The sequence below is a fragment of the Collinsella acetigenes genome, assembly GCF_012844445.1.
Taxonomy (GTDB): Bacteria; Actinomycetota; Coriobacteriia; order Coriobacteriales; family Coriobacteriaceae; genus Collinsella; species Collinsella acetigenes.
Genome location: NZ_JABBCP010000002.1, coordinates 124,672 through 146,549, shown reverse-complemented (window position 1 = coordinate 146,549; position 21,878 = coordinate 124,672). Strand labels below are relative to the sequence as shown.

General features: G+C 60.1%; 16 protein-coding genes. 11 read left to right on the top strand and 5 right to left on the bottom strand.

Annotated features, from left to right (window positions below; translation table 11 throughout):
- Positions 1-5 precede the first annotated feature (5 nt).
- On the bottom strand, positions 6-833 hold the full coding sequence (locus HF320_RS03635) for an ABC transporter ATP-binding protein (RefSeq protein ID WP_248276594.1): 828 nt from the start codon (positions 831-833) through the stop codon (positions 6-8).
- 108 nt (positions 834-941) lie between these two features.
- Between HF320_RS03635 and ilvA the strand changes: the two genes are divergently transcribed.
- From ilvA to ilvC, 5 genes are all read left to right on the top strand, one after another.
- The gene (ilvA, locus tag HF320_RS03630) at positions 942-2,162 is read left to right on the top strand and encodes a threonine ammonia-lyase (protein ID WP_169277105.1); all 1,221 of its coding nucleotides are present in this window, start codon (positions 942-944) and stop codon (positions 2,160-2,162) included.
- A 444-nt stretch (positions 2,163-2,606) separates the two neighbouring features.
- Positions 2,607-4,283 (top strand): dihydroxy-acid dehydratase, encoded by a 1,677-nt coding sequence (gene ilvD / locus HF320_RS03625; RefSeq protein WP_169277104.1) that lies wholly within the window; start codon positions 2,607-2,609, stop codon positions 4,281-4,283.
- Complete coding sequence (gene ilvB / locus HF320_RS03620; RefSeq protein WP_169277103.1) at positions 4,280-6,130, top strand: biosynthetic-type acetolactate synthase large subunit; 1,851 nt, start codon at positions 4,280-4,282, stop codon at positions 6,128-6,130. The genes ilvD and ilvB overlap by 4 nt, the downstream gene beginning before the upstream one ends.
- Positions 6,131-6,132: 2 nt before the next feature.
- Positions 6,133-6,624: an acetolactate synthase small subunit gene (ilvN, locus tag HF320_RS03615; RefSeq protein ID WP_022387721.1), complete on the top strand. Its 492-nt coding sequence runs from the start codon at positions 6,133-6,135 to the stop codon at positions 6,622-6,624.
- A 128-nt stretch (positions 6,625-6,752) separates the two neighbouring features.
- Positions 6,753-7,748 (top strand): ketol-acid reductoisomerase, encoded by a 996-nt coding sequence (gene ilvC, locus HF320_RS03610; protein ID WP_040220671.1) that lies wholly within the window; start codon positions 6,753-6,755, stop codon positions 7,746-7,748.
- Positions 7,749-7,913: 165 nt separating this feature from the next.
- Here the strand turns inward: ilvC and queA are convergent, their stop codons facing one another.
- Both queA and rbr read right to left on the bottom strand, forming a co-directional pair.
- Positions 7,914-9,134, bottom strand: coding sequence for a tRNA preQ1(34) S-adenosylmethionine ribosyltransferase-isomerase QueA (gene queA, locus HF320_RS03605; protein WP_169277422.1), 1,221 nt, complete (start codon positions 9,132-9,134; stop codon positions 7,914-7,916).
- A gap of 179 nt (positions 9,135-9,313) precedes the next feature.
- A complete protein-coding gene (gene rbr, locus HF320_RS03600) occupies positions 9,314-9,850 on the bottom strand; it encodes a rubrerythrin (protein ID WP_169277102.1) in 537 nt (178 codons plus the stop codon).
- An 821-nt stretch (positions 9,851-10,671) separates the two neighbouring features.
- Between rbr and HF320_RS03595 the strand changes: the two genes are divergently transcribed.
- A complete protein-coding gene (locus HF320_RS03595; RefSeq protein WP_169277101.1) occupies positions 10,672-11,799 on the top strand; it encodes a 5-methyltetrahydropteroyltriglutamate--homocysteine S-methyltransferase in 1,128 nt (375 codons plus the stop codon).
- A gap of 103 nt (positions 11,800-11,902) precedes the next feature.
- Here HF320_RS03595 and HF320_RS03590 read toward each other — a convergent pair whose 3' ends face one another.
- Positions 11,903-13,165 (bottom strand): arginine deiminase, encoded by a 1,263-nt coding sequence (locus HF320_RS03590; RefSeq protein WP_169277100.1) that lies wholly within the window; start codon positions 13,163-13,165, stop codon positions 11,903-11,905.
- Positions 13,166-13,556: 391 nt separating this feature from the next.
- Between HF320_RS03590 and HF320_RS03585 the strand changes: the two genes are divergently transcribed.
- The 4 genes from HF320_RS03585 (at position 13,557) to HF320_RS03570 (ending at position 18,655) form a co-directional block, all read left to right on the top strand.
- Positions 13,557-14,936: an efflux RND transporter periplasmic adaptor subunit gene (locus tag HF320_RS03585; RefSeq protein ID WP_169277099.1), complete on the top strand. Its 1,380-nt coding sequence runs from the start codon at positions 13,557-13,559 to the stop codon at positions 14,934-14,936.
- On the top strand, positions 14,936-15,730 hold the full coding sequence (locus HF320_RS03580; protein ID WP_248276593.1) for an ABC transporter ATP-binding protein: 795 nt from the start codon (positions 14,936-14,938) through the stop codon (positions 15,728-15,730). The genes HF320_RS03585 and HF320_RS03580 overlap by 1 nt, the downstream gene beginning before the upstream one ends.
- A complete protein-coding gene (locus tag HF320_RS03575; protein ID WP_169277098.1) occupies positions 15,727-16,944 on the top strand; it encodes an ABC transporter permease in 1,218 nt (405 codons plus the stop codon). The genes HF320_RS03580 and HF320_RS03575 overlap by 4 nt, the downstream gene beginning before the upstream one ends.
- 373 nt (positions 16,945-17,317) lie before the next feature.
- Positions 17,318-18,655 carry a TFIIB-type zinc ribbon-containing protein gene (locus HF320_RS03570; RefSeq protein ID WP_169277097.1) on the top strand — a complete coding sequence of 446 codons (1,338 nt, stop codon included), beginning with the start codon at positions 17,318-17,320 and terminating at the stop codon, positions 18,653-18,655.
- A gap of 634 nt (positions 18,656-19,289) precedes the next feature.
- Here the strand turns inward: HF320_RS03570 and HF320_RS03565 are convergent.
- Positions 19,290-21,092, bottom strand: a complete 1,803-nt coding sequence (locus tag HF320_RS03565) for an ABC transporter ATP-binding protein (protein ID WP_169277096.1) — start codon at positions 21,090-21,092, stop codon at positions 19,290-19,292.
- Positions 21,093-21,278: 186 nt separating this feature from the next.
- Between HF320_RS03565 and HF320_RS03560 the strand changes: the two genes are divergently transcribed.
- Positions 21,279-21,866: a GNAT family N-acetyltransferase gene (locus tag HF320_RS03560; RefSeq protein ID WP_169277095.1), complete on the top strand. Its 588-nt coding sequence runs from the start codon at positions 21,279-21,281 to the stop codon at positions 21,864-21,866.
- The last annotated feature ends 12 nt before the right edge of the window (positions 21,867-21,878 follow it).

The following is a 21,878-nucleotide window of genomic DNA, read 5'->3' as shown; positions in this document are numbered from 1 at the left end:
AGCTCCTATCCCCGATGAGCGCCATAGAGCGAATACCAGCCGTCATGCTCGCTCACGGTCAAGGGCACGTCAAACAGATCGCTCATCACGTCGTTGCACAGCAGCTCGCGCTTGGAGCCGTCGGCAAAAATGGACGCATCTTTGATAAGCAGCACGCGGTCGATGACAGGGATGATGTCCTCCGGATAGTGCGTGACCAGAATGATGGAGCAGCCCTCGGCGGCAAGCGTGCGCATAGTTTCGCGCAAGTGATACATACCCTGCGGGTCAAGGCCCGTACAAGGCTCGTCAAACACCAGCACAGAGGGGTTGCGCACCAGCTCGCGCGCCACGAGCACACGGCGTACCTGGCCGGTGGAAAGCGTCATGATGTCGCGATTGGCAAGGCTCGCGATGTGCAAGCGGTCGAGCGCCTCGAGCGCACGCGCGTGGTCGGCGTCGCTCACCTCGCGATGCATGGGCAAACCCAACGTGCCAAAGATGCCGCCGCACACGATCTCCTCGGCCGGCAGGTGCACGCGCACCTGTTCGTGCATGGTCGAGCTCACAATGCCAAGGGCACGTTTAATATCGTCCAGCAAGGGGCGCTCCTGCCCGCGAAAGCGCACAGGGGGCTCGTCGCGATACAGCGGGAAAACCTCGCGCGTGAGCAACTGGATAAAGGTCGACTTGCCCGCGCCGTTAGGACCGAGCAGCGCCACGTGCTCGCCCTCCGCCAGGCTAAAATCGTCCACGCGCAAAATCGTCTTGCCCGCACGCACCACCTCTGCATCGTGAATGCGAAACAGCGGCGGCATGACGGGCGAACCCGCATCGATACGTGCCTCTTCCATAGATGTGCACTCCCCTTTTTGCATAAACCCCACCAAATTGAAAAGCCGATTGCCTTACTATAGGCAAATCACCGGCGGCGTACGCGCAAAAATCAAAAGGAAGTGCATATGGCAGACATGCTCACCCTCGAAGCCTTTGAGGAAGCCTCCGCAAAGGTCAAGGAGGTCACCCAGGAGACCAAACTGGTGGAGAGCCCCTCGCTTTCCGCGCAATGCGGCAATCGCGTGTGGCTCAAGCCCGAGAACATGCAGCGCACGGGTGCCTACAAGCTGCGCGGCGCCTACTACAAGATCTCCAAGCTCAGCCAAGAGGAGCTCGATCGCGGCGTCATCACCGCAAGTGCCGGCAACCACGCGCAGGGCGTGGCATATGCAGCCTCGCACGCGGGTGCGCGCTCCGTGGTCGTGATGCCCACTACCACACCGCTCATCAAGGTCGAGCGCACCAAGGGCTACGGCGCCGAGGTCGTGCTCTTTGGCGACGTGTTCGACGAGGCACAGGCGCACGCTATCGAGCTCGCCGAGCGCGAGGGCCTCACCTATATCCCACCGTTCAACGACGAGACCATCGCTACTGGCCAGGGCACCATCGCCATGGAGATCATCCAGGAGCTGCCGCTGGTCGACACCATTTTGGTCCCCGTGGGAGGCGGCGGTCTGTCCTGCGGCGTCTCGACCTTTGCCAAGCTGTACAATCCCAAGATCCGCGTGATCGGCGTGGAGCCCGAGGGCGCGCCCAGCCTCACGCGTGCGCTCGAAGCTGGCCGCACCGTCAAACTCGACCACGCCAACACCATCGCCGACGGCACCGCCGTGCTTGAAGTGGGCGACAAAGTCTTCCCGTACCTGCAGAAAAACCTTGACGACGTGATTCGCATCCCCGACGAGGAGCTCATCGGCTGCTTCCTCGACATGGTGGAGAACCACAAGATGATCGTGGAGAACTCCGGCCTGCTCACCGTAGCGGCGCTCAAGCACCTACCTGCCGAGAACAAGCGCGTGGTCTCCATCCTCTCCGGCGGCAACATGGACGTCATCACCATGGCGAGCGTCGTGCAGCACGGCCTGATTCAGCGCGGACGCATCTTCACCGTCTCCACGATGCTGCCCGACCGCCCCGGAATGCTCCTCAAGGTGGCAAGCGCCATCGCCGAGCAGAACGGTAACGTCATCAAGCTCGATCACAACCAGTTCGTGACCACCAACCGCAACGCTGCAGTGGAGCTGCGCGTAACCATCGAGGCCTACGGCGAGGAACACAAGCAGCAAATCGTCGAGGCACTTGCCGCCGCCGGCTTTACCCCGCAGATTGTTCAGACGCAACTGTAAACAAACCTGCTACTTCTACGACTCACGTCAAACCGCATGCCCCTGCAATCGCTCAAGATTTCGGGGGCATTATTCTTCCTGCAAACTTTAGTCGTCTAGAGTATTTCCCGCCTTTCGCCAAACTTTTTCTACCGTGAGCCGCAATATTCCTGTATAGTTCCGCCAACGAGTAAATGCGATGACAGGGCGAGTAGGAGCCTCATCCACCCCACAGCAAGCAGGCAGACCTGAGAACCTGCGGTGGACGGTTCCGAACATCCCCTCGAGCAGCCTCGAGCGAACGCGCACGGCCAGCGGTCACCCCCGCACGGTCCCGATCGGCGCAAGTACCTTTTGGCCGGAAGCCTTCCGTCATAGGCATCGAGCGATGGGCACCGCTATCTGGCTCGCATTTTCTCATCAAACCGTTGAGTATCCAACGCAGCGAGAAAGCGAGACACGAGCGTGCAACTTCGAAGCGATGCCATCAAGCGCGGTTTGGCCCGAGCCCCCCACCGCAGCCTCCTTAAGGCAGACGGACTCACCGATGAGGAAATGGATCGTCCGCTCGTCGCGGTCTTTAGCTCCAAAAGTGATATCATCCCCGGGCACAACAACCTGGACAAGATTTCCGAAGCCGTAAAGGCCGGCATCTATATGGCGGGCGGCGTTCCGTTTGAAATCGATACCATCGGCGTATGCGACGGCATCGCCATGAACCACGACGGTATGCACTACAGCCTGGTCTCGCGCGAGACCATCGCAGACAGCTTTGAGATCGCTGTCCAGGGCCACGCTTTCGATGCCGCCGTCTGCATCCCTAACTGCGACAAAATCGTCCCCGGCATGCTCCTGGGCGCGCTGCGCGTAAACCTTCCCACCGTCTTTGTCTCGGGCGGCCCCATGCTCCCCGGTCACAAGCAGGGCTGCGCCTGCGGCCCCACCACCGACCTCAACTCGCTGTTCGATGGCGTGGGCCAGGTCCAGGCCGGCACCATGACCGACGGGGAGCTCAAGTACCTTGAGGATTCCGCCTGCCCCACCTGCGGATCGTGCTCCGGCATGTTCACCGCCAATTCCATGAACTGCCTGTGCGAAGCGCTGGGAATCGCGCTTCCCGGCAACGGCACCATCCCCGCCGTCTACTCCGAGCGCCTGCGCCTGGCCAAGCACGCCGGCATGAAGGTGATGGAGCTGCTGGAGAAAAACATCTGCATCCGCGACATCATCACCCCCGCCGCCATCCACAACGCGATGGAGTGCGATATGGCCTTTGGCGGCTCTACCAACACGGTGCTACACCTTACCGCCATCGCCATGGAGGCAGGCTGCCCCATCACCATGGACGACTGGGACGCCGCATCCGCACGCACCCCGCACCTGGTAAAGCTCCAGCCCTCCGGCCCGCGCCCGCTCATCGACCTGTACGCCGTGGGCGGCGTGCCTGTGGTCATGCACGAGCTGGCCGAGCTCGACTTGCTCGACACGAGTGCCCTTACGTGCATGGGCACCTTGCCCGAGTACCTCAAGGGCTGCACCAAGCCCGCCGACGGTGAGGTCTGCCGCACGCACGACAACCCCATCTCGCCCGTTGGCGCTCTGCGCGTCCTGCACGGCAACATCGCTCCCGACGGCGGCATCGTCAAGAAGGCAGCCGTCGACCCCTCGATGATGAAGCATACCGGCCCCGCTCGCTGCTTTGATTCCGAGGAAGAGGCCTGCGAGGCCATCTTCGGCGGCAAGATCAACCCCGGTGACGTTGTGGTCATCCGCTACGAGGGTCCCGCCGGCGGTCCGGGCATGCGCGAGATGCTCACCCCCACCTCCGCCATCTGCGGCATGGGGCTTTCCACCAGCGTGGCGCTCATCACCGACGGCCGTTTTTCCGGCGCCTCCAAGGGCCCGTGCATTGGACACGTGAGCCCCGAAGCCGCAGCCGGCGGCCCCATCGCCCTTATTCACGAAGGCGACATGGTGACCGTCAACATCGAAGGCGGCAAGCTCGATGTCGACGTTTCGGACGAGGAGATGGCCGCTCGCCGCGCCTCCTTCACGGCACCCGCACCCAAGCACAATCACGGCGTGCTTGCCAAGTACGCAAAACTCGTTTCCAGCGCAGATAAGGGGGCGTATATCGGATGACGACACTCGAAGAGAAACTCGCGATGAGGAAGGCCGCCATTGAGGGCCGTCCGTTCGGTCCCGGCTCGAAAACCGAGCACGAGGGCAAAACCATGACCGGTGCCCAGGCTGTTATCGCCAGCCTTGAGGCCGAGGGCGTCGATACGCTCTTTGGCTACCCTGGCGGCCAGGCCATCAAGATTTACGACGCGCTGTACGACTCCAAGAAGATTCACCATGTGCTTACCCGCCACGAGCAGGGTGCCACGCACATGGCAGACGGCTATGCCCGCGCTACCGGCAAGGTGGGCGTGGTGCTGGTCACCTCCGGCCCCGGCGCCACCAACACGGTGACGGGCATCGCCACCGCCTACATGGATTCCGTGCCCCTCGTGGTCATCACCGGCCAGGTTACGCGCGGCGTCATCGGCACCGACGCATTCCAAGAGTCCGATATCGTGGGCATCACCATGCCCGTGGTCAAGCACTCCTTCCTGCTCCAGTCCACCGACGACCTTACGCGCACATTCCGCGAAGCATTCTATATCGCGAGCACCGGCCGCCCCGGCCCTGTCCTTATCGATATCCCAAGCGACCTGTCCAGCGCAGAGATGGTCTTCCATTACCCCGACAAGATCAGCCTGCCCAGCTACCGACCCACCTATAAGGGAAACGCCAAGCAGGTGCGCCAGGCCGTGGCCTGCATCCAAGAATCCAAGCGCCCGCTCATCTACGCCGGCGGCGGCATCGTGACGAGCCACGCTTGCTCCGAGCTCACCGAACTTGCCGAGCGCATGCAGATCCCCGTGGTCACCTCGCTCATGGGCAAGGGCGCCATGCGCTGCTCCAACCCGCTGAACCTCGGTCCTGTGGGCATGCACGGCTCCAAGTACGCCAACATGGCCGTCACCGAGTGTGACCTGCTCATCGCCGTGGGGGCGCGCTTTTCCGACCGCGTGACCGGCAAGGTCGATGAGTTTGCCCCGCACGCCAAAATCATCCACATCGATATCGACCCGGCAGAAATCGGCAAGATCATCGACCCGGCTGTACCCATCGTGGGCGACGCGAAGGTGGTGCTCGGCGCTATCAACGACCGTCTCGAAAAGACCGAGGCGCAACCCGTAGGTACCGAGTGGGTCAAGACCGTGTGCGAGTGGCGCGAGCGCTGGCCGCTTTACACCGAGGACTTTGAGGATTTCCCCGGTATGATCGCACCCGAAGTCGTGCTCTCCCACCTTTCCGACAAGCTCGATCCCGAGGCCTCCATCGTCACCACCGAAGTGGGCCAGCACCAGATGTGGGCGCACCAGAACATCCATCGCGAGCACGCGCGCACGTTCCTGTCGAGCGGTGGCCTGGGCACCATGGGCTTTGGCTTCCCCGCCGCTATTGGCGCCAAGATCGGCTGCCCCGAGGACGAGGTCGTCTGCATCGCAGGCGACGGCTCCTTCCAGATGAACTCGCAGGAAATGGCCACCGCCGCCATCAACAAGGTGGGCGTCAAGGTGCTCATCATGGACAATCGCGCCCTGGGCATGGTTCACCAGTGGCAGCGCCTGTTCTACAACGAGCGCTACTCGTTCACCGAGCTCGATGCCAACCCCGATTTCGTCAAACTCGCCGACGCCTACGGCTGGCAGGCCGCGCGCATCAGCAAGCCCGAGGAGATCGACGGGGCGCTCGACGCGATGCTCTCGGCAGAAGGCCCCTACCTGCTGGACGTTCAGATCCCCATCGATCAGACGGTCTACCCGATGGTCGCCCCCGGCGCGCCAATCGACGATATCATCGGCGCGCTCGACGTCACCCTTGGCGGCGTGCGTGTGAGCGAGAAGGGCTTCGGGCCCAAGAAGGGAGGCGAGTGAGCATGAAGCACATCTTGTCCGTTCTCGTCGAGAATAAAAGCGGCGTGCTCTCACGCGTCACCGGCATGATCTCGCGTCGCGGCTTCAATATCGAGTCCCTTACCGTCGCCCCTACCGAGGACGAAACGCTCTCGCGCATGACCATTATCGTGGAGGCAGACGAGGTGGGCTTTGAGCAGATCACCAAGCAGCTCCATAAGCTCGTGAGTGTCTTTAAGATTTCCGACCTCACCGAGGCCGATGCTATCGAGCGCGAGCTTGTGCTCTTCAAGGTGCTCGCCACGCCCGAGCGTCGCCACGAGATCATCGAAATCGCAAACGTCTTTCGTGCCAAAGTGGTCGACGTGGGCAAAAACACGCTCACCGTCGAAGCCACGGGAACCCCTTCCAAGCTCGACGCCATGGAAGACCTCTTTCGCGGTTACGGCATTCGCCAGCTCACGCGCACCGGTAAGATCGCGATGTCCCGCGGGGCACACGACCACGACCTGTAACACCTCGCGCGACCGCGCCGCGGCGCGACCGAGCACCCATTCATCGGTTTATCCGCCCATCCGGCGAATAGATAGCCCCCACGGGCGCACATGTCACACCTACCAACGATTTTAAGGAGACAGACGACATGGCAGTCACCATTTATCACGAGCAGGATTGCGATCCCAGCATCATCCAGGGCAAGAAGGTCGCCATCATCGGATACGGCTCCCAGGGCCACGCTCATGCACTCAACCTCATGGACTCCGGCTGCGACGTGCGCGTCGGCCTGCGCGAGGGTTCCTCCTCTGCCGACAAGGCCCGCGAGGCAGGCCTTAAGGTGACCGACATGGCCACCGCCGCCAAGGAGGCCAACGTCATCATGATCCTCACCCCCGACGAGACTCAGCCCGCCGTCTACAAGGAGTTTGTGGAGCCCAACCTGGAGGCCGGCGACACCCTGTGCTTTGCTCACGGCTTCAACATTCACTACGGCTACATCAAGGCTCCCGAGGACGTCAACGTCATCATGATCGCCCCCAAGGGCCCCGGTCACATCGTTCGTCGTCAGTACACCGAGGGCTCCGGTGTACCCGATCTGGCTTGCGTGTACCAGGATGCCACCGGCGACGCCTGGGATATCGCCCTCTCCTACGCTTGGGGTCTGGGCGGCGCCCGCTCCGGCATCATCAAGTCGACCTTCAAGGACGAGACCGAGGAAGACCTCTTTGGTGAGCAGGCCGTGCTCTGCGGCGGCCTCGTCGAGATGATCAAGGCCGGTTTCGAGACCCTGACCGAGGCCGGCTACCCCGAGGAGCTCGCCTACTTCGAGGTCTACCACGAGATGAAGATGATCGTCGACCTCATGTACGAGAGCGGCATCCACTTCATGAACTACTCCATCTCCAACACCGCCGAGTACGGCGAGTACTATGCCGGCCCCAAGGTCATCAACGACGAGAGCCGCCGTGCCATGAAAGAGATTCTCGCCCGCATCCAGGACGGCAGCTTTGCCCAGGAGTTCGTGGACGACTGCAACAACGGCCACAAGTGGCTGCTCGAGCAGCGCGAGGCCATCAACGAGCACCCGATCGAGAAGACCGGCGAGAAGATCCGCTCCATGTTCAGCTGGATCAAGAAGTAACTCGAGTGCAGCTTTTCATATCGCACGCAACGAAAAACGGTCGCCCCACATCCCGGGCGACCGTTTTTCGTCGATGTGACAGTAAAACGACAGGTTTATTTTGTCACATTTTCACACGGCCTTCATATTTGGCCGCGCACAGCAAATGCCTTGCTCGGCAGGACTCTACTCGATGAGCATCGCATCGCCAAAGCTAAAGAAGCGATACCGTGCCTTGATGGCCTGCCCGTATGCGTCCATCACCTGATCGCGCGAGGCAAGCGCCGAGACAAGCATCATGAGCGTGGAGCGCGGCACATGGAAGTTGGTGATGAGCGCGTCCACCACGTGATAGGTGCTTCCCGGCATGAGGTAGAGCTGCGTGGTCGCGTTCTCATGCACGGTGATATCGCCGCGGCCGAGAGTGTCGGCGCCATCGGCGCGATTCTCGAAGTACCGTGCGGTAACGGGTTTTGGGGCCACGGGAGCCTCCGCGTCAAAGGCGCTTTCGAGGGAGCGCACAGCGGTGGTCCCCACAGCGATCACGCGATGGCCCGCCGCCTTGGTGGCATGTACGGCGTCAACCACCTCGGCCGGCACATGATAGCGCTCGGTATGCATGACATGCTGAGTCGGGTCGTCCTCCTCCACCAGACGAAACGTATCGATACCCACCTCGAGCTCAACGGCGGCAAAGTGCGCTCCCTTATCCTCGATGCGCTGCATAAGCTCGGGAGTGAAGTGCAGACCCGCCGTTGGCGCCGCTGCCGAATGCTCTTCGGGCATTGCGTAGACGGTCTGGTACTTCTCGGGATCGCCCTCGTAATCAGTGATGTAGGGAGGCAGAGGCACGTGGCCCGCAGCATGAATGGCCTCGTCAAGCGTGCGCGACTCGCCCGTTGCGGGGTCGGTGCCTTGAGGCTCAAAGCGAACCAGGCGACCACCACGGCTGTCCTCAACGTAATCGGTAACCTCGGCAGTCAACACGACCGGCGCGCTCTCGGGAGCATGGGCGCCGCCCGCACGATATTCGATCTTTGCGCCGGGCTTTAGGCGCTTTCCGGGCTTGACCAGGCATTCCCACACGTGACCCAAAGGATCAATGTCTTCGCGGCGCTTGAGCAAAAGCGTCTCTACCACTCCGCCAGTCTCTGCCTTGCGCCCCATCAGGCGCGCCGGCATCACGCGGGTCTTGTTGATGACCAGCAGATCACCCGGCTCGATGTAATCGATGATGTCGCGGAAGATGCGGTGCTCGACCGTCCCACCGTGCTCCAACGTCACGACATCTGCGGCGTCGCTCCCCTTGCGGTTAAGTACAAGTAGACGGCACGAGTCGCGCGGCTCGGCAGGCGCCTGGGCGATAAGTTCCTCAGGCAAGGTGTAATCAAAATCATCGGTACGCATGGTCACGGTTGACATCCCCTTTGAGTCAAAGTTCGTTGACCATCCTAGCATGACCGCGCAAACTCAACGCAAAACATACGACCCAAGCCCACTGCGCATTAAAAACGCCACGGCACCTGTGCGATGCCGTGGCGTTAGCTCTAGCCGATGGGGCCGTCGTATATACGACTTACCGGACCTTAGTAGTTCTCGGCCTTAACCTCAAAGTACGCCTGCGGGTGGTTGCAGACCGGGCAGACGTCCGGCGCCTTCGTACCTACAACGATATGGCCGCAGTTGCGGCATTCCCACACCTTGACCTCGCTCTTCTCAAAGACAGTGGCGGTCTCGACGTTGTGCAGCAGCGCACGGTAACGCTCCTCGTGGTGCTTCTCAATCTCGCCCACCTCGCGGAACTTCACGGCAAGCTCAGGGAAGCCCTCCTCCTCGGCGGTCTTGGCAAAGCCGTCGTACATGTCGGTCCACTCAAAGTTCTCGCCGTCGGCTGCAGCGGCAAGATTTTCGGCAGTGTTGCCGATACCCTCGAGCTCGCGGAACCACATCTTGGCGTGATACTGCTCGTTTGCAGAGGTCTTACGGAAGATCTCCGCAATCTGCTCGAAGCCCTCCTTCTTTGCGACCGAGGCGAAGTACGTGTACTTATTGGTTGCCTGTGACTCACCGGCAAAGGCAGCCGCCAAGTTCTTCTCGGTCTGGGTTCCGGCGTATTTAGACATAGGTCCTCCTCTTCTTCGCGGCGCTGCCGCGGCCCTTTAATCTATGACATACCTACCCGGCTTTCTGTGGGTTGAATCGCACGGGCGCTTTTGCGGCGCCGGCGACACAGAGTCGTCAAGTGAAAACTCCTATGCAAAATGCATTCGTATTCGATTGAGCAAAAGCGCGAGAGTCAAAGCGACACTCGAAGGCAAAGCTAAGTATCGACCCTTGAAAGACATGTTCGACCCCCACCCTGTCGCGATATATCAACTAGGTCGCAACAAAAAAATCACTTCGCTGCAACATGCGCTGATCTATCTGGTAAAAAAGTTTAGAAATGCGCGATGAGGGGCCTTCGGAACCCCTTCATTTATCAATGTATAAAAGCCTTAACATGCAAAATGGTTCATGAACGCTGTTCATGAACCATCCCCAAACCTTCAAATGCCCCGTATGAGCCAAAAAGACATCCTGCCATCGCGCAATATTTGACTTTTTTGCCATTTCGGAACAGCCGGCCTGCAGTCAAGCGCCCTAAAACGTCAATATGGGAAAACTGAAGTTTTCTTGATACATTTATACAGCCGATTTGGACATTTTTATACATTTTATACTATCATTCTGCTTCCCAGACGCTCGGCAAATCAGCCCCACCCGACTTCGAGCCGCAGCATTCAACAGGCGCAGGCCTTCCAACAAAGCGGAAACCAATCCAAATCTAGATTCCTCGTCAGACCATAGCCATTACCTATATACATCGATAAATTCTTAGTACTTCCCTATGACAAAAGCTGCTGCCATACTCTAGCTTATCAATCAAACCAGAGAGAGGACCCCAATGTCCACCACCCATAACGCACCGTTTCGCTATGACATCGTCGGGAGCTTCCTGCGACCCGACGTGCTCAAGCAGGCCCGCGCCGACCACGCCGCAGGCATCATCGACGACGCCGCGCTGAAGACCGTCGAAGACGTTGCCATCCGCGACCTCGTAGCCAAACAAAAGGCCGCCGGCCTGCACGTAATCACCGATGGCGAGTTTCGCCGCAGCTATTGGCACCTCGACTTCATGTGGGGACTCAACGGTATCGAGCGTCGCACGAGCCGCACCGGCTATATGTTCCACGACGAGGAGACCACGGCCGATACCGCCGTCGTTACCGGCAAAATCTCCGGTGAGAACCATCCGTTCGTCGAGCACTTCAAGTTCGTGAAGGCGCTCGAGGAGGACGGCCAGGTCGCGCGCCAGACCATCCCCGCCCCCGTCCAGACCTACTCCGAGGTGATTCTTGACCGCTGCGACGGGCAGATCGAAAGCCTGCGCTCCGTCTACTCGACAGACGAGGCCCTCATCGAAGACATCGCTGCCGCCTACCGCACCGTCATCGCCGACCTCTACGCCGCAGGTTGCCGCAATATCCAGTTTGACGACTGCACCTGGGGCATCTACTGCGACACGGACTTCGTGGCCAAGACCGGTATGAGCCCGGTTGACATCCAAAAGGTCTCCGAGTTGGGCGTTCGCCTCAACAACCTTGCGATTGAGGGCAAGCCCGAGGATCTGGCGATCACCACGCACGTGTGCCGCGGCAACTACCACTCGACATACGCTTTCGAGGGTGGCTACGACCCCATCGCGCCATACCTGTTCGCTCACGAGAACGTCGACGCTTTTTACCTTGAGTTCGACACGCCGCGTGCCGGCACCTTCGAACCGCTCAAGTATGTAGCGCCCGGCAAGAAGGTCGTGCTCGGCCTCGTGACCTCCAAGCAGCCCGGCCTTGAGGACGAAGGGCTCTTGATCGACCGTATCAATGAAGCCGCCAGGTACGTGCCGCTCGAGAATCTTTATCTCTCCCCGCAATGTGGCTTTGCCTCCTGCGAATGCGGCAACAAGCTTACCGAAGATGAGCAATGGACAAAGATCGCGCTGGTCAAGCGCGTAGCCGAACGCGTGTGGGGCTAAACAACCTCTCGGGTATCGCAGTAAAACCCATTTACATAAATAGCGCGGCGCGCAGAGCCATGGGCATCTGCGCGCCGCGCTTTGTTGTAGCGGGAACTTGTGCCTACAAATCCTCTCGCTCAAAGGCCATGCTCATGCAGTGAGGACCTCCCCTACCGCGCGAAAGCTCGGATGACGGGACCTCGATAAGATCGAACCCGCCCTTATACAGAAGGTCGTTCGTGACCGAATTTCGCTGGTAGACAATAACCTTGCCGGGACTTACAGCCAGCGTGTTGGCGCCGTCGTTCCACTGCTCGCGGGCAGCCGCCAACGGGTCGCCACCACCGCATTCGTAGATTCGAACGGAATCTACGCCTATCGCATCGGCCAGCACGCTCTCGAGCGGCATTCCTTCGAGACTTCTGATGGCAGTCGAGCCGGCGCTCACCCCACGTGTCAGCTCAAAAACCTTGAGCGTCTCGAGAATCCCGGGGTGCACCAAGAACGCGTCGACATCAAGCTGCGTAAACACCGTGTCCAGATGCATGCACGAACGTTTGCGCGGAATCGAAAACGCCAAAACTCGGTCGACGCCAGAGGCGGGACTCCCCCACAGCAGCGTCTCGGCAAGAGCGTCGATACCGGAAGCATCGGTCCTTTCGGAAATGCCGATACCAATCGTACTCGGCCCGAGCACGAGAATGTCTCCGCCCTCGATACATCCGCTCGCCTCATGGCCGGGCTCGTGCCATACGGGCGCGCCCGCATAGACAGGATGATGCTTAAAAACAATCTGCCCAAACAACGGCTCGCGACGCCGCGTGACCGACCACATACTGTTAAGCGACACGCCCTGTCCGATGATGGAAAAGGGATCTCTCGTAAAGTACAAGTTGGGAATGGGATCGATAAGAAGGCCGCCGCGCTCATTACCGCCTGCTGCAACAACATCAGCAAGCGAACGACACGCCCCGCTCGCGCAAAGCTCGAGCTCGTCGGCCCTGATACCTTCGATCAGCTTGTCAACAAGGACAAGGGGGTCCTCAGTCCTTTCGAGCCTATCTTTCACCGCCTCGAGAACCGAAGGGGAAGAAACGCCCGACTGCGCAAGCCAACCATCCAGGAGCTCTTCCCGGGCAGTCGCGTTCGATGCGATCGACTCGGCAACGAGCTGGTCAAGGTACAGAACCTCAACGTCGTTTTCGCGCAGAAGCTCGGCAAATCTATCGTGCTCCTCTTGCGCCGCTGCAAGATACGGGATGTCATCGAACAGCAAACGTCCCATACTGTCCGGCGAGAGATTGAGAAACTCCCTGCCCGGTCGATGGAGCATGACTTTTTTCAACCGGCCGATCTCGGACCGGATATGTAGGCTATCACCCATAATTCTCCCTGGTTTATCGTCTTGGCCGTATTATCCCCGCTTTGGGCGTTTGATACCCCTGGAATCGAGGAACGACCAGAGGCGCAAAAACAGGCACAGGCTCGCTACGCTTCCAAATGAAGCAAATGATCCCATTTAGAGCCCGCAACCGTGCCCCCAAATGGGATTATTTGCTTCATTTGCGCAGAGGGATGAGCCGGTTCCCGCACGGCGCGGTGCCGCTGGTCGAATTTGCTTCATGTGCGCAAAGGGATGCCACCCGAGCGGCCCCTTCGGTTCCTAACATGCTCGTAAGAAAGCGCACGCACGACGCACCGTCCAAGGTCGTCATGTAAACTTTCGAGGAAAGCATGTAAACCATCGAGGAAACCGAATCTATAGAGGAGACCCCATGGCTCAAGATCCCAGCACCTCCCAGGACGAGGTCCAGCATCTGCCCGTAGACTCGACTGAGACCTTGCCGCTTTTGACCACCTCAGACCCTGAGCAGCAGGATTCTTCCATCTCCGATGAAGAGGCATATGCCAAGCTCAAGGCCAAGCGTGCCGAGCGCCGTCGCAAGAAGCTCATCCGCCGCAGCATCGTCGCGGGCGTCATCGCCAGCGTCATACTCATCGCTGTCGTTGCGACCGCCATCATGAGCTCGAAGCCGCAGTCCACAAACGAGCCCGTACTCGAGATGGTCCAGGAAGGAACGTTTACGACCTCGGTTGAGGCAAAAGGCCAGCTCAAGCCCATCTCGGCATCGGTGGTCTCCCCTACCGTCGACGGAACCGTGGCAGAAATCAACGTACAGACGGGCCAACAGGTCAATGCCGGCGACGTGCTCATGACCATCAAGAACGACGAACTCGATCGCGACGTTGCCGAGGCCCAGCGCGCCCTCGCCGCAGCGCAGGAAGACCTCGCCGCTGCAAAAAGGGCCCTTGCCAGCGCACAGAGCGCACCGGCCATCGACGATGAGGGCAACCCCGTCCTTACCGATACCTCCTCGGAGCAAAGCGCCGTCTCGAGCGCTCAGCGTTCCGTGGAATCCGCCCAAGCGGCCCTCGACCAGGCCAATGCCCGCGCCGCCGAGCGCACCGTAAAGGCACCCAGCTCGGGCAGCATCGTGGAGCTCAACGCCAAGGTGGGTGCCACCGTCTCGGGCGGCATGGTCATGGGCGAAGGCGACACGAGCGGCGGCAAGCAGTGCATGCAGATCGCCGACCTCTCCAAGATGAAGGTGACGGTCCAGGTGGGTGAAAAAGACATCGCGAAGATCGCCGTAGGACAGACAGCCAACGTGACCTACCCCGCATTTCCCGATATCACGAGCCAGGGAACCGTCACCGCCATCGCCTCGGTGGCAAGCGGTGATGGCGGCGACAGCGTAAACTTCGACGTCGACATCCTCATCGACGCGCCCGACAAACGCCTAAAGCCCGGCATGACCGCCGAGGTCTCGATCATCACCGAACAGCTGGACAACGTTGTCATGGTTCCGACTCTCGCCCTCATGACCGGTGATGGCGACACACACTACGTCAACCTGGCAACCGACGAGACGGGCATCGAGACCCGCCGCGTCGAGGTGACCATCGTGACCCAAAATGACGACGAGGCCGTGGTGGGCAAGGTTGAGGTCGAGTACGACGACCAGGGCAACGAGATCAATCCAAACGTTCCCGTAACCAAGCTGCGCGGCGGCGACACTCTTGTGGTCGACACGGAATCCGGCTCCAGCGATGCCGACGCTCCCGTAGACGCCACGCCATATGAGGACATGTAATGCGCCCCGTCATCGACATCCGCAACGTGCATCGCATCTTTGAGAGCGAGGCCGGCTGCGCGCACATCCTCCATAACGTGAGCCTAGCTGTAGATCCGGGCGAGTTCGTGGCCATCACCGGCCCCTCCGGCTCGGGTAAGTCGACGCTCATGAACATCCTGGGTTGCCTGGACAAACCGACGGCGGGAGACTACTTCTTGCAAGGACTCAATGTAGCCGAACTCGATGACGACGAGCTTACCGAGGTGCGCGCCTTGAGCATCGGCTTTGTCTTTCAGAGCTTCAACCTGCTGCCGCGCCTTTCGGTCATCGAAAACGTGATGCTCCCCCTCTCCTACACCGACGTGCCGCGCTCGCAGCGCGAGATGCGCGCCGTACACGCACTGCAAGCTGTCACGCTTCCGGTCGACCATTGGGACCATCGCATATCCGAGCTCTCGGGCGGCCAAATGCAACGCGTCGCCATCGCGCGCGCCCTCGTCAACGATCCGCCCATCATCTTGGCCGACGAGCCCACGGGCAACCTTGACTCGACCACCGGAGCCCTTGTCATGGAAACGTTCCACAAGCTCCAAGAGCGCGGCAAGACCATCGTGCTCATCACGCACGACCCCGGCATTGCCGCCGAGGCCGACCGCGCCGTGACCATCCGCGACGGCCGTCTGCACGCAGGCGCCTATATTCCGCGCGCGGCGCACGCGCGAGGTGCTGCCAACGCTGCCGGCGCCACCGGCTTTCGCTCGGATATCGCCGCGCTTCCCATCCCGCAGCCACGAGAGGGGGCGACGCTATGAGCATCCGCGATTTGATTCGCGAGGCATTGCACTCGCTTGAATCCAACAAGGGTCGAAGCCTGCTTACCATCTTGGGCATCGTCATTGGCATCGCCTCGGTCATAGCCATGACCTCGCTCATCGGCGGCATCCAAAACGGCCTTATCAACAGTCTGGGCCTCAATGCGGCGCGCATGATCCAAATCTATTCATCAGAAAACCTCACCGATTCGGATATCGAGAAACTGCGTAAGACGATTCCCCAGATCGAGCAGATAGGCATCATCGACAACGCCTATACCGATTATCAAAAAGGCGACACCACATATAACGTCTCAACTGAGGGCATGGACATCTCCGTGCTCAAGATTAAGGGGTATGACGAGCCCCTCTGCGGACGCTCCTATACTGAGGCCGAGGCCAAGACTGGCGCGCGTGTGGCGATGATCAGCCGCAACGGCGCTGAACAACTTTTTGGCCAAAACATGGAAGACGCCCTGGGAAAGACAATCAAGGTATCGAGCGGAGAAGTGCGCATCGTCGGCGTGGTCGATAATGGCGCCGAATCCCTGGGATTGCTGTCGCTCATCATGCCGAGGGCGACAATCGCCGCGCTGTTCACGGAGTCGTATAGCGTGTTTCCCAGCGTGACCGCCCTCGCACGAGAGGGTGCCGATATCGACGAGCTGTGCGACACCATCAAGACCAAGATTCAGGAATTCAAGGGGCTGAGCGGCGACGATGAAAGCGGAGACGTCATGGTCAGCTCGATGAAAAGCGCTATCGACGCCATGAACTCCTTTATGGGGTCGTTCTCGCTCATCATGGGAGCTGTGGCGGGCATCTCGCTTTTGGTGGGCGGCATCGGCATCATGAACATGATGCTCACCAACGTTACCGAGCGCATCCGCGAGATCGGTATCCGCCGCGCACTGGGCGCGAGCAGGCGCGATATCACAGCCCAGTTCCTGGCCGAATCCTCGGCGCTATGCATCACGGGCGGCATCCTGGGCGTTGTCATCGGATACCTGCTTGCCTGGGCGCTGACGCTTTTCGCCGCAAACTCCGGCATCCTGAGCGAGCTTGGCGCAAGCGGAGGAATCGCCCCGAGCTTTTCCATCACAACGGTACTGCTCGCCTTTGCGGTATCCGTGGGCATTGGCGTGATCTTTGGCTTCTACCCCGCTCGTCGTGCAGCAAAGCTCGACCCGGTGGAGTGTCTGAGGTATCAGTAGGGCGACTGTGGGTGCGGGCGGTCATGGGCGTTGGCATTTTCGTACGCTGGCGATTGCCGACGTGGGCGATTGCGGGCGTTGGCACATGTGCGTGCTGACGATTGCCAGCACGGGTTCTTGCGAGGACAGGACTCTGCGGGCACGAGCTAGCGCCCGACACTCGATGGCCGCCGGGCATGAAATGGCCACCCGACGCACAGCGACCACCCGACGCACAGCGACCGCCTGACGGCGCCCATCCATCTAGCCCTGCATGACAGTGCACCGCAGGGCGCCGTCACAGCTTCAAAACGGGACCTAAGGGTCTAGGCGCACAAAGCGAGCCTGCGCATACTTGGTGGTAACAGACCAAGCGTTAAGGAGGCCCACCCCCATGGACGAGTTCTTTGCCATCAAGTGCCAAAACTGCGGCGGTCCCATGTATTCGCACCAGGCCAATCGCTCATTTGAGTGCGCATACTGCGGAACGACCACACCGTGGGCCCCGGGCGCGGGAGAGCCCAAGAGCGCTCTGGGCATTCGGCATCAGACGCTTCAAGTTGTCGACGGTCTGCTCAAGCTCACCCATGTCTCGCAGTTCGAAACGCCCGAAGATCCCGATTGGTATTTCTTCAATCCCCATTGGCGCAACCAAACGGTGCTCGAGCATCTTCTATGGGAAGACCGCGCCACCGCTTCTGAGTACCAAGAAGCCGAGCACGTGACCATCCCTTGCCCGTTTTGTGGTGCGGCCTTTGAGGGCTCGTCGACACAGCGCGTGTTCGAGTGCCCGTCGTGCGGCAATAAAATCGGTGTCGCCGACCTGCTCAAACCCGGCACATTCAGCAAGCGCCTGACCATGGGTGTTGGCGCGGAATACGTGCCCGAGCAGGGAATTTCCTGCACGATTACCGAGCAACAGGCACGCGCCAACGCTTTGCACCTCGTGCGGCAATACCCCGATGCCTTTGCAGGCCATAACGTGGAAGACGCCATTCAAAACGATATGATGCTCTTCTACTTCCCCATGGCGCTTGCCGACCTGCGTATGATGGCATCCTTCCCAGGCAAGGGCCTGAATAAGGAAGCACTGGTGTATTACGAGGTACTCGACTGGGCGTACCCCCGAGCCAATTACCTGGATGTTCGCCTTATGGGCATTCTCGAGCCCTGGGATTTCTCGAAAGTCGCCCCGTTCGATCCCGCAATGCAGGAGGGTGACTTCCGCGTGATCGCCGTCGATGCCTCGACCAAAGACAACGTCGTTATCGACAAGCTAGCGCTCGATATCGCGGGCAATGACGCCGAGTCCGCCCTAGGGTTTAACAAAAAGAGCATCCGCAAGTGGGCACGCAAGGCGCGCAAGCACAAGGACGGCCTGGTCATGGTGCCTGTGTATTTTGTCGACCGTCCAGCGGAGGATGGCCGAGACGGCGAACAGGTGCGCATCGCCGTCAACGGGCAGACCGGTCGCGCGGCAGCAGTGGTGTTCAGCGAAAAGCGCGAGACGCACATCGTGGCGCCCCTCAATCCGAGCCTGCGCCTTTCGAGCGAGAGCACTGTGCACGCAACGCCTATAGAGGTCAAATACGTCAAGTCGCCTTTCTTGTACCAGATCGTCCGTCGAGGTGGCAAGAGCACCGGGCAGCAAACCGCTGCGGCAAGCCAGGGTGCGTATCGAGAGGAAAAGACCAAGCGCAGGGGGCTCTTCGGCGCAATTTTTGGAAAGTAGCCGAGTGACCCGGCAGAAAATGGGAGCAGGGCGCCGCAGCGCATCTGCCAGCGGCGCCCTTTTGTTGACGGCGGCGGTTGCAGCGGCTTGGAGCGGTGCTGGTTCAGAACGAGTGGCAGGCTTGCCGCGGCCACGGACATACCGACCATCGAGAACGATGCTGTTCCTGGATGAGTGGCGGTTTTTAATGCACTTGCGAGCACGGCACCCGCTTGGGCCATTGCATCGTTTCAAATGAGTGGCGGTTTTCGAACATTTTTGAACGAGTGGCGGTTTTGGAAGCGTCTCCGGGCTAGATACGGCTTGATTCCGCACGATTATCCGCCACTCATTTTGAAATGCACGTTTTACCGCCAATCGTCGATCGGCGAATACGAGGCCGAGCACCGTCTCGGTGCCGCCTTGGTGCGCTCACGAACATGTTGCCCACCATGGCGGCGTCACCCGGAAATGAGTGGCGGTTTTTTCAACATCTCCCGACGAGTGGCGGTTTTTGAAACGCCTCCGGGCTAGACACGGCCCGATTCTGCACGATTATCCGCCACTCATTTTGAAATGAACGTTTTACCGCCACTCGTTAACGAGGAAAGCAGCCCGGAACGCCATCCGCAAGCACCCCATCGGCACCGCCGCGCTACGCCTCCAGGAAGGCACCCGTCTGACGACCCCACAGGCTCGCATACTCGCCGCCCGCATCCACAAGTTGCGCGTGCGTGCCGTCTTCCACGATCTTGCCATCGGCAAGCACCACGATGCGATCGAGCGCCGCCACCGTGGAGAGGCGGTGCGCCACCACAATCGAGGTGCGCCCGCGCATGAGGTTCTCGAGCGCCTCCTGCACCAGCGCCTCGGACTCGCTGTCGAGAGCAGATGTCGCCTCGTCAAGCACCAAGATCGGAGCATCGGTCAAAATGGCACGCGCGATAGCCACGCGCTGGCGCTGCCCGCCCGAGAGCTTAACGCCGCGCTCACCCACCATGGTGTCAAAGCCCTGCGGCAGACGGTCGATAAACTCGGTCGCGTTAGCCAAGCGAGCCGCCTCGCGAATCTGCTCGTCGGTAGCGTCGGGGCGCCCGTAGGCGATATTCTCGCGAATGGAACGATGAAACAGCAGCGCCTCCTGCGGCACGTATGCCACCTGGCGGCGCAGGCTTTGCTGCGTGCAACGCGAAACGTCCTGCCCGTCCACAAGCACGCGCCCGCCCTGGACGTCGTCCAGGCGAAGCAGTAGCTTGGTGAGCGTCGTCTTGCCCGAGCCCGATTTGCCCACCAGACCCACACGCTGGCCCGCCGGCACGTGCAGTGTAAGGTCGTCAAACACGCTCTCGCCCGATGCGGCATCGCGATAGGCAAAGTTCAAGTGCTCGAAATCAATCGCGCCCTCGCCCACCTTAAGCTCGGGAGCGTCCTTGTCATCTGCCACCAAGCGCGGCTCGTCCAGCACGCGCGTCATCTCGGCGGCGTCACCCAGCGCACGGTTGATGCGCTGCATCATGGAGCTCACGTAATTGAGCCGCATGGTGAGGTTGTACGTGTAGGTAAAGATCATAACGAGCGCACCGGCCGAGATGCCAAACCACGCGTTGCCGCCCGCCACGAAAACGCTCACCACGGCCATGGTGATAACGATAAGGCCGGAAGTCGTGAAGTTGCGCTGCATCATGGCGTGCATCGAAACCGTCTCGGCATCGCGCGCGGCACGGTCGGCGGTGTCGAATAGATCGCGTTCAAAGTCCTCTCGGCCGCAGGTCTTAACAGCCAAGATATTGGTCACAGCGTCAGAAAGCACGCCCGAGAGCTTGTTTTGCGCAGCAGACGTAGCGGCAGAAAGCGGCATGATGCGCTTGTACATCAGCCATACAAAAGCGATGTAGACGATCATGATGAGGACCAGAATCACCGTGAACAGCGGCACCACCGGCGCCAGGGCCGCAACCGTGCAGATAACCGAGGTAATCGTGGGAATGAGCGAGTAGACGGTTACGTCAACCAGACCGGTGTAGCCGCTCATGAAGCGACTCGTCTGACTCACGAGCGATCCGCCAAAACGGCTGGTGTGAAACGTCATGGACTGATTGGAGAGCGTGTCAAAGCACAGGCGCGCCAGATGATAATTGCCGGCAATCTCGAGCTTGTAGACGGTATAGTCCTGCAGCTTGGAAAGAATTTGGCCCACCAGGTTAACGAGCACGAGCGCGAGAATATACGGCCCAAAGACCTTGAATACCTGATTGCCCGCCACAGGACCGGCTTGAACACGGTCGACGATAAGCGCCATGACATAGGTGTTGGCAAACGTAAGCAAGAAGATGTAGCCCGCAGACGAAAACACCGAAAGGAAGACAATCAGCGGCTGCGTGCGCGTGACATCCCAAAATCGCCGCAGTGTTCGACGCACGGTCGATCGCTTGAGCGGGCTGGCGCTTCGCTGAGACATGGGCTTCCCTTCGCTGATGGTGGGTGAAAGGATATTGTTGCACATTGGAGGGTAGCGCGGATGCCGGCACAGCGTCAACGGCCCGCCGGCATCCGCCCGCCCCCACCAAGTTCCGCCGTTATTCTCCAGAAACAACTTTGTGTCACAATCCAAAGCAGCACAATCTAGATATGGGGGCGAATCGCCTTGAAAATACAAACGAATGACGATGTGACGCTGCGCGATATTCGTCAAGAAGACATCACCGACTACATCCGATGGGAAACCATCGAGACCGAATGGCAGCTTTGGGATGCCCCCTGGCTTTACGAAGGACGTACTCCCGAGCAATGCGAGCGCGAACTCAAGGAATATATCGAGAAACTCGGGCGCTGGGTTTCCGAAGCATCCGAGTATTCCGATTCGAGCATTCGCAGCCGTTTTGAGATCGACTATCAGGGCGAACACGTGGGCTCCTGCGCGAGCTATCTGATTGACGGCGACTGCAATATCTTGGACGGGTGCGATACAACGTCCCTCGGCAGGGCGATTGGCATCTGCGTGTTTGACCCCCAGTACCGCCGGCACGGCATTGCCACCGCGGCACTCACGGGTCTTATCGATTACCTAAAAGCCCATGGAAGCCAGCGCATCTTCACCCAAACCTGGTCGGGCAACGAGCGCATGATCGCGCTGGCGAAAAAGCTCGGCTTCAAAGAGTACAGGCGAAAAGACGGGATTCGCCAGGTGCGTGGAGGCGTCTACGATGGATTGACTTTCGAGCTGATGCGCTAAGCGAACGGCGCC